This window comes from Microcoleus sp. w2-18bC1, assembly GCF_036700365.1.
Classification (GTDB): Bacteria; Cyanobacteriota; Cyanobacteriia; order Cyanobacteriales; family Microcoleaceae; genus Microcoleus.
Genome location: NZ_JAUBOS010000010.1, coordinates 19,511 through 32,123 on the forward strand (window position 1 = coordinate 19,511; position 12,613 = coordinate 32,123).

Genomic DNA, 12,613 nt, shown 5'->3' on the forward strand with positions numbered 1-12,613 from the left:
CCTGTTACTCATTGAATTAGCGGGCACTTTGATTTAAGATTGTTTCAATTTGACTCTGTACTTGTTCAAGTTCCCGACGTTTGTCAGCCAGCCAAACCTTTTCGGCTTCGCATTCTGCTTGATTTTGGTGATCGCGCTTTTCCTGCTGTTCTAACAAATTCTCCCACAGCGAGATAGCTTTTGACATCGCATCGCTATTCGCATCAGCGCGATCGTTAAATACTGCAATAACTCTTTCTTGTACCTTCTCAAAAATAGACTCTGCCGATTCACCAAATTTCTCAAAGCCTAATTCACAAACTTTTTCCTTAATCTGGTTATGAATTCCATCAACATCTAGCATTCCCAATCCAAATGCACCACCTCCACCAGCAGCTAAGGCACCCAAAATAATTGGAATAATACCAACTCCTCCAAACAGCAATCCCGCCGCTACTAATCCACCAAGGCCTAAACCGCCAAGATAACCTCCAGGACCTCCAATATCTGAGATCGATGAAGCGATACCGCTTCCACCGATCCCAATTCCGCCCAGATCACCTGCGATCGCCAAATTATTAAATTGACTGACAAGGTTACTACTCAGTTGCTTATCGAAATTTTGAAACTCCAGCCGAATTGCATAAATATCTTCATTGATTTGGTTATTTAAAACAGCCACATTTTGTTGTAAAATTGCTTTGACTTTTTGACTTGCCCAATCTTCTATTTCTTTGGTCATGTCTAGGACAAATTGATTAGAATAATCTTTAATCAATTTGTTTTGACTCCAAATATGGTTATGTCCGGAAGTCCAGCGATGACTTTTTGATCCCAAACGTTGTCCCAATCCTTCCGCCCATTTATGCCAAGATTCAATAGCTTCTTCTAAAGACTGCTCCATCAATTCATTAGCTAAAAATCTAATTTTAACCTCGCGACCGCTTACTTCCGCCATTTGTTCAAATATTTTCTGCTTATCTCCTTGATCAACTGTCAATTTTCCCTCTAACATTTCCTCCCATTGATTCAATTCCTCACAACCAGTGTCAATAATTTGCTTAATTCCGGCGGCGGACTGCCGAAGTGCGATCGCCCCCCGTTCAACTGTCAGAAATTTCTCAATCGAATCAGTAAAACCCTGAAAATATTTTAGATAATCATCATTTTCATTTCCTTCTAAAATCGCCTCCAATGCAGATTGAGCAGAAATAAAATGAATCCGGTTTTCACCAGCAATTAAATTTTGACTTTTAACAATTGTTTCCACCCTTTTTCGTACCTGCTGGCGACTCTCTTCCCGCCGCAGCAAATCGAAAAAATTAACTACCATAAAAATATTACCCGCGCCTTCCTTATTACCATAATTTAGTTCTTTTTTCAAGTACAAAAGCAGTTCTCGCTCTTTCTCGGTTAAAGCATTTTGAGCATGAGTTAAGAAAATAACGGCATCAGTTGTTTTGAGTACCTGTTGGGTGATTAATGTGCGTTCTGCTTGTTCGTTCAACCCAGGAGAATCAATAATTTCTACCCCATTGCGGCACAACTCTAATTCGGGATGCTCAAAAACAATTTCGGCAATTTCCGACTTGGCAATTTCCTCGGCATAAGAACCATAAGCCGCTTCTTCCGAAATCGAAGCTTTCTCTTGATATTGTGCAGGTGAAATTTCTTCCTCCAGTCCATTTTTGTAGCGACAAATAACCCGGCGCTGCGAACCATATTTCAAAATAGTCACATTACCGCTACAGGGAATATCCCGCACTGGTTGGATTTCCTCGCCGAGTAAGGCATTGAGTAAAGTTGATTTGCCTTTACTAAACTCGCCGACAACAGCAACGCGAAAACATGGAGATTGCAATCTCTGAGATACTTTCGTTACTTCTTCTGCTAAAGTAGGAGATAGCACATTGCGCTCGCTTCCATCTTGCAGAGTTAAATAAAGTTTTCCACAAACAGCATCCAGTTGTTGTCGGTACAGTTGAAATTTTTTCAACTCCTGATAGGACGAAACTGACAGTTTTTGATTTGTTTTGTATTTCGGTTTTGCTGGTAAGTGTCCGATAATGTGACTGGCAGCACGGACAAACATAGAATCGAGAGATTGAAATTGCGCTGGATCTAGTAACGAGTGGAGTTCTGTTAAAGCTGCTGTATCGCTTATTGCTTGACTGCTAAAACTGGCTTCCAAAACAGTCAAAAATCGCCCAGCGATTCCGAGTTTGTTGGCGACAATCGTCAAATACTCTTTTTCGCGTTTATCTATTGTCCCATCTGCCGCCGACATTTGATACCCAAAACTAATCAGCAGCAGTTTTTCCTCCTCAGAAAAACACGCTGTCAGCGCCAGCAACGCGGTCAATTTCTTGTAAACTTGCTGTTCCCGCACGCTCTTAACCATCGGCATTACCAATGGGCGCAAATTGTTGTTAGCGGGAATAAGTTCCGTAAAAGTTGTCCGCAATCGCTGCGTTTCCTCAGCACTTACCGTACCGTCGGCATGAATGACTCCCAGCAACACCGTTATCAGCCCCGCCAGGAAAAGCACAGGCGGAGTAATATCCTCTTTTCGGAGGTTTTGCCCTGTCAGTCGGGAAATAAGCTCAACCGTTTGTGAACTAATTAGTGAAGTGTCCATTTTCGGCGTCTATTTATAATTTTTTTTATTTAATCTATCATAAGAGATAAGTTATTCTTTGGTATGCTACCGGGGTAAAAAGTAATGATGAACTTTGTATTTCCCGCAGCGGTACAGGCTGCGATCGAGGCTGGCAAGTACGCACAAGTGTTTACATCCGCTGGAGTGCCGATCGGCATGGCCAGAGATGAAGCGACGGGACAGTTCGTAGCCCATGCCGTGGGCGCGGCCCTCAACAACAGCCCGCTATCGCCGTTAGTGTCGCCGTTGCAGTTTGCGATGCAAGGCTTGCAGATGCAGCAAATGCACATGGGCTTTCAAGCCGTCCAAGCGAGTTTGGGCGTGCTGCAAGCGACAACAGCCGTCATTGGTGTGGGAACTGTGGCTGGGGTAGCCTTGTCAGCAGTCAATTTGCACCAGACATTGAAACTCAAAAAAGCTGTAGAAAGGCTGGAAGTCAAAGTAGAAAACGGTTTCATCAATTTAGAACAACTTTTAAAATACCAAGGCGCGGAAATTAAGCAACAAATTTCGGAAGTTGTCGAAAAGATGACATTTGAGAATCATCGGCTAGTTTTAGTGCGGGCTTACGGGTTATTTACGCAAGCAATTCAACGAATGCGATCGGCTTTGCAACTGCAAGATATCAACCGCCGCAATGCTGAAATTGATGCAGCGCGGGGGATGTTGTTTCAGGCTTTAGCAGACTACAAAAATCCGCATTTATTAGAAGAAACTTGTGCGGCGGGACAGTTGCGCCGATTAGAGTGCAGTTGGGCGATCGAGCAAAGTATTATTGGCACGTATCAGGTGCAGAATGAATTTGGTGCTGCGGGCGATCGGCTTTCTCAGCTTCAAAAACAAATCCGTCAAGATGGCCTCGGTATTTTACAAGGCTGTGACTCTGACGAAGAGCTTGATTTTCTATTTCCTGAAATCACCCGAATTCACAATCACGATTTAGCTGCCTTAGACATTTGGCTTCATCAGATTGAATGGATTAAAGATTTGTCGCCAAGTGAGTTAAAGGAGTTGCAGAGTGCTGATTTGAGTAAATCAGACTTAGCTGTTATGGGGGATAAAAATTCAGCCACAACAGCTTTAGCGATACCGGATGAACAGTTGTTTTATGAAAATTTGCGGCCGAAGTCTCATTTTTATGCGCTTCGCACTCAACTGCAATTAATGCTCGATCCGCAGCAGCGTCCAGAGTATGAAAATTATATTATTAAGCAAGGGGAAATAGCGGGTCATAAAAGTTTAGTATCATCGAACTTGGAAAAAGCCTCAGATTTGGCTGTTGCTAATCTTTTTTACTACTTCCGAGTCCGGGATGAATCGGAAGACGAATCAGAATTAGATCCTGATGAAACTACCACTGATACCACTACTCCTAACGTTTTTGCTGAATCTTCCCCAAGTGGTAAGCTTAAGCAGCAAATCTATGAAAAACTCAAAGCGGTTATTGTCAAGCAGCTAGCAGTTGATGCAAGTGAAGTCACCATAAACGCTAATTTTGCCAATGATTTAGGAGCCGATTCTCTCGATGCAGTAGAGCTAATTATGGCAATCGAGGAGGAATTCGACATTGAAATTCCCGATGAAGCTGCCGAGACAATTACAACCGTTGAACAGACTGTTGATTATATTTACCAAAAAGTTGATGTTTAAAAACCCAAGACAGTAACCCAGTTCAAATTCCTGAAACAACAGAAGCTCAGATTCAAGATGATTCCCAAACTATGGAAGAATTTGGGTTGACTTCAGAGTCAGGAATATTTAATTGCGATGATAAATTCTCAGAAAGGTACATCCTACTCAACTTTTCAGTGCACAAACTGACCTAAGTTGTAATTTGCTTTAATTTTATCCCTGTTTTGATTATCCATCAATTACTATCAAGAACTCAAAGACATTCATTCAGTTGTTTCATATCCCCTTGCGGCTGCACTTGCTTGTGCAAACTAATTTTGTCGCCCACTTCATACCCCGAATTAAAACCCGCCGCGCTGCTGACTTGAGAATCTGTTCTCGTTCTAATTTTAACCCCTCGGCCCTCTAGATAATCAGCGATCGCCTGTTGATTTTTCTCAAACATCGATCGCACTACAATCGCTGGAGTCGCCGCCACATCCCCCGAACCCGGAATCCCCGACTCTTCCATCTCCTGTTTTTGTTCCAACAATCTTTGTCTCAACCTTGTCGCGCATCCAACCCGAAAAGCATTCAGATACGCCAACCCCCTGCCGTTTCCTTTGCGGTATTTAGCCCTTTTTTCAATCGCCGAACTCAAATACTCGTACAGATGTTTGCAAACAATCAGGTTTGTAGAAGTTCCCACCAAAAACATACTGCCATTATAAGTGTTTCGCATGGCATTGCAACCGTTAGCGTCGGCAATTCCCGAAAGCAGCATCATTTTCCAAGTAACAAATTTGGATGTTGTTTCAACGGAGTTTTCGTCAATCTCTTCTTGGTGATTTGGCCCTAAATCGGCGAGGCTGAGATTGTACTGGGCCAGTAAAAGGGAAGCTTTTTCGGCTGCTGCAGTCGATTCGTTTTCATTGGATGAGGTGGCGAGGGCTAAAAGCTTTTTGATTCTTTCGACAATACTTGTGTCTGCCATTTTTCGATCGGTTTTAGGGTGAGAGTAAGCGGTGGCAAGGATTTGGGGATATTCTCATTTTAGTATAGCTGGGAATGTGCGATGTTTTTTGATGAGGATTTTTTTGAACCGCAGAGGGCGCAGAGGGCGCAGAGAGAGAGAAAGAAAGAAGTTTCCAACTGATGCGCGGATTGGCTACTATTCGAGGACTTCCAGGACTGATTTGGGCAACAATTTATCTTTAAACCAGACTACTTTTGCTGGCACATCATTTACATTCACCCCGGCTTTTTCTAAATTCAGCCGTTCGGAAATAGCTAAAATCAAGTGATCGCATTCAGACTTCTGTACTTGTGCAAATTTCTTTTGCAAATACTCCGGCCGCCAATAGCCAACTATTTCTAATAAAAACACTCGCCCGTCGGGATGCACTAACCGAAAGTCGGGAATCATCACACTACCTGGAATCGGAATTAAATCAACTTCTCGCTCTAGTTGCCACTCGGTTTTTGTGGAATTCCATCTTTCAGCAAATGCGGCTTCTAACATACTATCATAAGGCTTGCCAGGGGGATAGTGACTGACTAAACCGCAGTCGGAATTGAGGGTAAACTTACCTGTTTTCAAAACGCCACTAAAAGGATCTTTTGTGTGCAGTGTCGAGTGCATACTCCATTTGGTGACGTGCAGCAGTGCCGGCAGCATTTTCGCCAGGGCTAAGCCGTAGCGGGTGCTGGGTTTAAATAAGCTTGTAGGGCCGTCTATTGTCAGTGTAAAACCGTGGTCTGCATCGCCTTCGATGTAAGTCATTAATTGAAATAGTTTCAGATAGCGAAATAAGAGTTTGTATTCTCCTGGATCGTTGCGGTGGGCGGTTAATTGGACTTGACTTGCTCGGTAAAATATGCCTTGAACTTGAGAAAGATTGTATTTGTGAAGCAAGTTTTCGGGTGTTGGTGCATTAAACTCAGTCAGGATTTTGTTTTCGTTTAAATCCGCGTATAAACCTGTAGTGATTTCGTGAGGCAAAACTTCTCTGTTTAACTCTTGGCTGAGTTCACTTGCTACTTTTTCCAGAGTTAATTGGGTGGATTGAGGGCTGGGAGTCGATCGCGCGGACAATGCAAAAACCCGCTGTCTCAACTCTGAGGGTTCTAGGGGACTGATGACTTCCAAGGTGCAGAAACCGCCTTTCAGCAGGTGCGCTAATCCCCGTTTCAGCCGATAATCCGGGCTGTCGCCTTCTAATTCTAGCAAGCGTCCGTCGAGCTCGCCTTGGGTTTTGCCGATCGACTCTTGAAAGCAGTCGATCATTTCCTTAGCTGCTTCTAAGTTTTTAGCATCTATCTTGAGGCGGAGAGGAATAATTGATTCTCCGTTTTGGCGGTGACTTAATAAATCAGTGGGTAGCATTTGTTAATATATTTTTAACGAACCGCGAAGACGCGAAGAACGCGAAGGGAAGACAGAGAAAGAAAGAGAGTGTTCAGGAATAGTTTAGGCTTGCTACCAGGGAATTTCATCATTGTCTTCTCCCCATTTTGCGGGTGATTCTGCTGCTTTTTTGGTTGTCTCTCGGTTGACTCCGTAAATGGGTGTCGGTTTGACAATTTCTAGTTTCTGATATTCTGGCTTTGGCGGTTCTATTTGTGTTTGTGGTTGGGGTTTGTGAGGCTGCATTCCTCCTCGGCGGCGTTGGGATGTTCTTTCTTCGCTGGTGTCTTCGGTGACGACTTCGTAGAGAATTGCTAACTTATTTACATCGCTGCTTTTGCGGAGAACTCGACCCAATCGCTGAATGTATTCGCGTTCGCTGCCAGTACCTGACAATATGATAGCAATTCTGGCGTCGGGAACGTCCACTCCTTCGTTGAGGACGTGGGAGGCGACGAGGGTTTTGTATTCGCCGCTGCGAAAGCGATCGAGGATTTCGTGGCGTTCTTTGACAGGGGTTTGGTGGGTAATTGTGGGGATGAGAAATTCTTGGGAAATTCGGTAAACTGTGGCGTTGTCTCCGGTGAAAATTAGGGTGCGCTGGGGAGAGTGTTCTGCTAGTATGTTGGCTAAAATTCGCAGTTTTCCTTCGGTACAAAGGGCGATTTCTTTGGCTTGGCGGTGGGCTAGCATGGCGCGCCGTCCCAGGGGCGATCGCGCGCTTGCCATGATAAACTGTTTCCAACCTTCGAGGCTGGATATTTTGATGTTAGACTGTTTTAAGAAGTCGTTGCGAATGTTGATTAATTCGGCGTAGCGATCGGTTTCTTCTTTTGACAGTTTTACCATAATTTGAACTATTTTATGGTCAGCTAAAGCATCGCCCGCCAAATCTTCGGGTCTTTTGCTAAATACTGTCGGGCCGATCAGGAAATGCAAATCACTGTGGCGGCCATCTGTGCGATCGGGTGTGGCTGTCAGTCCGAGTCTAAAAGGTGCGATCGCATATTCGGAAATTACTCGATAAAAGTCCGTTGGCAAATGATGGCATTCGTCAAAAACCAGCAAACCGTATTTATTGCCCAAGGTTTCTGCATGAATACTTGCACTGTCGTAGGTTGCCACTAAAATTGGCGTTTTGTCCCGCGAACCTCCGCCCAACAATCCGATTTCGATGTCTGGAAAAGCTGCCTTTAAATTAGCATACCACTGGTGCATTAAATCGAGAGTTGGTACTACAATTAATGTACTGCGACCAGTGACTTGCATGGCTAATTGTGCCAGATAAGTTTTGCCGGAAGCGGTGGGGAGGACAACTACTCCTTGGCTTCCTGCTTCCTGCCAAGCTACGAGGGCCTGTTCTTGATGTGGGTAAGGCTGCATTTCCACGCTGGGTACGAGTTCGAGTAGTTCGTATGCCCTAGCTTCGTCGGTGAAGTGAATGCACTCGGCTTGGAGGCATTCTACCAGCGGGCGGTAGTGAATCGCTCGAATGCGGTATTTTTCCACGCGATCGTCCCATGTCGCAAAGTCCACCCAGTCTCTGCCTTTGGGCGGCGGGTGTAGCAGCAGCGTTCCGCGATCGAATGTTAAGGTAGGTATGCGTGGCATTTGTTTAGATAGGGGGACGAGTTATGCCTGTTAAATTATAAGTGACAGATCAAATATATTGACTCTTCTTGAAATTATCTGCGTTACTCTGTGTTAATCAGCCCTACATCTGCGGTCGATCTATCAATCAAAAAATTATGTAATTCAAGTCTAAATTGAAGAAATTGCGATCGCACTGAATAAAAACTCAACAAATATTCTCCTAGCCGGATTGCCGGATTGCCAAATCTAAAATCTACAATGGTATTGTCCCGCTGGGGATGGTTTTTAGGTTAGATTCGATCTACGTATGCCTGAGATTAGAGGTTATAGATGGAAATAGGCGTCCCCAAGGAAATCAAGGATTTAGAGTTTCGAGTCGGGCTTAGCCCCACAAGTGTCCGGGCTTGTTCGGACAAAGGCCACACAGTTTTTGTGGAAACAAATGCTGGTGCTGGGGCCGGTTTCGCAGACGAGGACTACGTTCAAGCAGGGGCTAAGATTGTCTTAAAGGCTTCCGATGTCTGGAAGCGCGAACTAATTGTTAAAGTTAAAGAACCGCTGCCTGCTGAGTATCCGCTGATTCAAAAAGAGCAGTTGCTGTTTACATATTTGCACTTGGCGGCCGATCGCACATTAACCGAGCATTTAATCAGCAGCGGAGTCCAGGCCATCGCCTACGAAACCGTCGAACTCCCCGACAGAAAATTGCCACTGCTGACACCGATGAGCATTATTGCAGGGCGTTTGTCCGTGCAGTTCGGAGCTCGGTTTCTGGAACGACAGCAAGGTGGCCGGGGCGTACTTTTGGGTGGCGTACCGGGCGTAAGACCGGGTAAAGTTGTGATTTTGGGCGGCGGCATTGTCGGCACAGAAGCAGCGCGAATTGCTGTAGGAATGGGCGCGAGAGTGCAGATTTTAGACGTAAATGTCGATCGCCTAGCCTACTTGGAAACTCTGTTCGGTTCCAGAGTAGAATACCTCTATAGCAGTCCTTTGCAAATTGAAGCAGTTGTTCCCGATGCCGATTTGTTAATCGGTGCGGTTTTGGTCTTAGGTAAAAGAGCTCCGGTGCTGGTTTCTCGCGAATTTGTTGCGAAGATGCACCCCGGTTCTGTGATTGTTGACGTAGCCGTTGACCAAGGCGGCTGCGTGGAAACTTTGCGGGCAACTTCACACACAAATCCTACTTATGTTGAGGAAGGAGTTGTGCATTACGGCGTGCCCAATATGCCCGGTGCCGTGCCTTGGACTGCGACTCAAGCTTTGAATAACAGCACTTTGCCTTATGTTTTGCAGTTGGCAAATCACGGGATTAAAGCTTTGGAAATGAATCCGAGTTTGGCGAAGGGATTGAACGTGCAGAATCACCGCTTGGTGCATCCGGCCGTGCGCGAGGTTTTCGCAGATTTGGCTGATTAGATTCCCATTTTTTCAGCAAATCCCGTAGGGTGCGTCAGATCAAAGCTTGTGGATTATTAATAACCGGACACGATCTGATGCACCGTACTCAACTACACACCGTTTTGCAATGTTTGGCTAACAGTAAATCCTCGAAACTAACGCATTTCTCAACCCGAACAGTAATTTGTGCCAAATATTACTCTCAGCCCCGAAAAAAAATAAATTCCTCAAAACACTTGACAAACTGGGGAACATATGGCAATGTAGTAACTCGTGACCGATGCGGAACTGGCGGAATTGGTAGACGCGCATGATTCAGGTTCATGTGGTGCAAGCCTTCCGGGTTCAAGTCCCGGGTTCCGCATTCCAAAGGCAGAAGGAAGTTTGGGGTTAACCCGATACAGGCAATAACCCCATTCGCTCTGCTGAATTAAACAATGCTGACAAGTATTCAAAACCCCCTAGTTAAAGAAATCCGCAAGCTCCACAGCTCGAAGGGACGCAGGGAACAACAATTATTTTTACTCGAAGGGACGCACTTGCTCGAAGAAGCTTGCGCGGCAAAATACCCGCTAGCAACGGTTTGCTGCACTCCCGAATGGCTGGAGGATCACGGGAAACTTTGGGAGCAAGTTGGTAATTTAGCCGATCGCACCGAATTAGTAAGTGCCAAAGTGTTAGAGTCGATCGCCACTACAGTCCAACCCGACGGCATTGTCGCCACCGCACCCCGCACCGCAACAGAACCCGCAAAATTGTCAACTTTAGGAATAGCCCTAGAAACAATCCAAGATCCTGGCAACTTGGGGGCGATCGTCCGCACGGCTGCGGCTGCTAATGCCGACGGTTTGCTGCTGAGCGCAGACAGCGCCGATTTAGACCATCCCAAAGTGCTCCGCGCCTCAGCAGGAGCTTGGTTTAAGCTGCCAATGGCAGTCTGTCCAGATTTAACCGCCGAAGTCTCGGCCTATAAAAATCGAGGAATGCAAATTTTAGCAACTGTCGCCGGAGCCAGTTTAAGTTATTGGGAAGTAGATTTGCGAGTGCCGACGCTGATAGTTTTGGGCAACGAAGGCTCTGGTTTGTCGGAAGAATTGAGGAGTTTAGCCGATCGACAAATCCAAATCCCCCTGAGTCGTGGCGTAGAATCTTTAAATGTGTCGATCGCTGCAGCCCTCATCTTGTACGAAGCTCAACGGCAAAGAAGTCAGTCGATTTTAGATTTTAGATTTTAGATTTTAGATTGAAGCATTGAGCCCACGGATAAATTCGGGGGCCAGTTTATCCGATACAGGTTTTTTATTTCTGGACGGATGAATCCGGGGGCTTGTCTCCTGGATGTTTTCGGTCATTAGTTATTAGTCATGACTCATTAGTCATTATCTGTTGGGGCGGGTTCATCAATACCTGTAACTTCATATTCAGGGCCGCCACGGGGGGCTGCCCCTACAAGATAATGAAACAGCCCTGCCCCTCTACCAATCTCCCCCTCTGAGATGTGGCGGCTTTTGTTTATATTGATGCACACTGTAAAGCCAGGAAAGCGGGTACTCTCGTATCAACAGTTCAGGCTGGCATGAAATAAATATGAAGAAGTGTAGCCAAGTGCTCTCACAAATGTTAAGATTCTTAACATAACGTAGTATTGTGCTCGCCCCAACCAAAACCTAACCTGAGACGGTGCTGACTGGGAGTAGTAGCTAGCTACCATAAAATTAAGCCTCTTTAAATGGAAGGAAAGCGCAAGTCCCCGCCCGCTTTCCTTCCCAGCTAAAGCTAGGGGTTTGCGACTACCGCAAACCTTTAGAGGCACAGATCCTCAGCGGGAAAAGCTCATGAAAACTCTTAAGTCCTCAGATACAGATTCTGTTCGCGCTTACTTGCGGGAAATCGGCCGCGTTCCCTTGTTGACCCACGAGCAAGAAATACTCTACGGGAAACAGGTACAGCGCTCAACCGCACTGCATCAGGAGAAAAATATTTTAGCCGAAGAGTTAGGCCGCGACCCGACGGCGGCTGAATGGGCACAGGCAGTTGGGCTGTCTGAGGCACAGTTGCAGCGGACGATCGAAAACGGGGAAAGGGCAAAGCGCCAAATGGTGGAAGCCAATCTCCGCCTGGTAGTGTCTGTTGCCAAGAAATATATCAAGCGCAACGTAGATTTACTGGATCTTATTCAGGAAGGCACGATCGGGATGCAGCGGGGAGTAGAAAAATTTGACCCGACTAAGGGCTACAGATTTTCTACTTATGCTTATTGGTGGATTCGTCAGGCAATTACCCGGGCGATCGCCGAAAAAGGCCGCACCATCCGCTTACCGATCCACATTACCGAAAAGCTCAACAAAATTAAAAAAGCTCAGCGCCAACTTGCTCAACAGCTTGGTCGCGCGGCCACGGCTGCAGAATTGGCATCCGAGTTAGAATTGACTCCCAAACAGATTCGCGAATATCTCGATCGCGCGCGCCTGCCACTTTCCCTGGACTTGCGCGTGGGAGACAATCAAGATACAGAGTTGGGCGATTTGTTGGAAGATACGGGTACTACCCCGGAAGATTTTGCCCTGCAATCTTCCCTGCGGACTGACTTAGACCAGCTAATGGCGGAACTGACTCAGCAACAGCGAGAAGTGCTCGCCTTGCGGTTCGGTTTAGAAGACGGGCAAACCCTAACTTTGGCAAAAATAGGCGATCGTCTCAACATCAGTCGGGAACGAGTGCGGCAAATAGAACGGGAAGCTTTGACCAAACTCCGCAAGCGCAAGCAAGATATCAACGATTATCTAGCCAGCTAGGTAGATTGGGGATTGGCGATCGGGTCCCCCCCACTCGCAATCCCCAATCTAAAATCGTAAAAACCGCCGCTTTTAATTCGGTTGTGCCCACTTGGTTGCTATGATTGTCCTGCTACATTAGTAATTACTTAGTAATAAAGATCAGCAGCGATCAGATAAGGGTTATTT

At 45.9% G+C, this 12,613-nt stretch carries 8 protein-coding genes and 1 tRNA gene; 5 read left to right on the forward strand and 4 right to left on the reverse strand.

Annotated elements, in window-relative coordinates:
* Window positions 1-16: 16 nt before the first annotated feature.
* Entirely contained in the window at window positions 17-2,617 is a 2,601-nt protein-coding gene (locus QT979_RS08760; RefSeq protein WP_333296388.1) for a dynamin family protein, read from the reverse strand.
* A 1,440-nt stretch (window positions 2,618-4,057) separates the two neighbouring features.
* Between QT979_RS08760 and acpP the strand changes: the two genes are divergently transcribed.
* A complete protein-coding gene (acpP, locus tag QT979_RS08765) occupies window positions 4,058-4,288 on the forward strand; it encodes an acyl carrier protein (RefSeq protein ID WP_333156689.1) in 231 nt (76 codons plus the stop codon).
* A 235-nt stretch (window positions 4,289-4,523) separates the two neighbouring features.
* Here acpP and QT979_RS08770 read toward each other — a convergent pair whose 3' ends face one another.
* The 3 genes from QT979_RS08770 to QT979_RS08780 form a co-directional block, all read right to left on the reverse strand.
* Window positions 4,524-5,243, reverse strand: a complete 720-nt coding sequence (locus QT979_RS08770; protein ID WP_333258900.1) for a DUF2786 domain-containing protein — start codon at window positions 5,241-5,243, stop codon at window positions 4,524-4,526.
* A gap of 177 nt (window positions 5,244-5,420) precedes the next feature.
* A complete protein-coding gene (locus QT979_RS08775) occupies window positions 5,421-6,635 on the reverse strand; it encodes a DUF790 family protein (protein ID WP_333230719.1) in 1,215 nt (404 codons plus the stop codon).
* A gap of 93 nt (window positions 6,636-6,728) precedes the next feature.
* Window positions 6,729-8,267 carry a DEAD/DEAH box helicase family protein gene (locus tag QT979_RS08780; RefSeq protein ID WP_333309281.1) on the reverse strand — a complete coding sequence of 513 codons (1,539 nt, stop codon included), beginning with the start codon at window positions 8,265-8,267 and terminating at the stop codon, window positions 6,729-6,731.
* 312 nt (window positions 8,268-8,579) lie between these two features.
* On the opposite strand from QT979_RS08780, the gene ald reads away from it, so the two are divergent.
* From ald to QT979_RS08800, 4 genes are all read left to right on the forward strand, one after another.
* Window positions 8,580-9,668 (forward strand): alanine dehydrogenase, encoded by a 1,089-nt coding sequence (gene ald / locus QT979_RS08785; RefSeq protein ID WP_333214860.1) that lies wholly within the window; start codon window positions 8,580-8,582, stop codon window positions 9,666-9,668.
* A 264-nt stretch (window positions 9,669-9,932) separates the two neighbouring features.
* Window positions 9,933-10,014 (forward strand) — tRNA-Leu (locus tag QT979_RS08790).
* 73 nt (window positions 10,015-10,087) lie between these two features.
* A complete protein-coding gene (locus tag QT979_RS08795) occupies window positions 10,088-10,885 on the forward strand; it encodes an RNA methyltransferase (protein WP_333309283.1) in 798 nt (265 codons plus the stop codon).
* A 600-nt stretch (window positions 10,886-11,485) separates the two neighbouring features.
* The gene (locus tag QT979_RS08800) at window positions 11,486-12,445 is read left to right on the forward strand and encodes an RNA polymerase sigma factor, RpoD/SigA family (protein ID WP_333214865.1); all 960 of its coding nucleotides are present in this window, start codon (window positions 11,486-11,488) and stop codon (window positions 12,443-12,445) included.
* The last annotated feature ends 168 nt before the right edge of the window (window positions 12,446-12,613 follow it).

Coding starts and splice junctions, on each gene's coding strand:
- QT979_RS08760 (WP_333296388.1), bottom strand. CDS start 2,617: ATGGACACTTCACTAATTAGTTCACAAACGGTTGAGCTTATTTCCCGA.
- QT979_RS08800 (WP_333214865.1), top strand. CDS start 11,486: ATGAAAACTCTTAAGTCCTCAGATACAGATTCTGTTCGCGCTTACTTG.
- QT979_RS08770 (WP_333258900.1), bottom strand. CDS start 5,243: ATGGCAGACACAAGTATTGTCGAAAGAATCAAAAAGCTTTTAGCCCTC.
- QT979_RS08775 (WP_333230719.1), bottom strand. CDS start 6,635: ATGCTACCCACTGATTTATTAAGTCACCGCCAAAACGGAGAATCAATT.
- QT979_RS08780 (WP_333309281.1), bottom strand. CDS start 8,267: ATGCCACGCATACCTACCTTAACATTCGATCGCGGAACGCTGCTGCTA.
- QT979_RS08795 (WP_333309283.1), top strand. CDS start 10,088: ATGCTGACAAGTATTCAAAACCCCCTAGTTAAAGAAATCCGCAAGCTC.
- ald (WP_333214860.1), top strand. CDS start 8,580: ATGGAAATAGGCGTCCCCAAGGAAATCAAGGATTTAGAGTTTCGAGTC.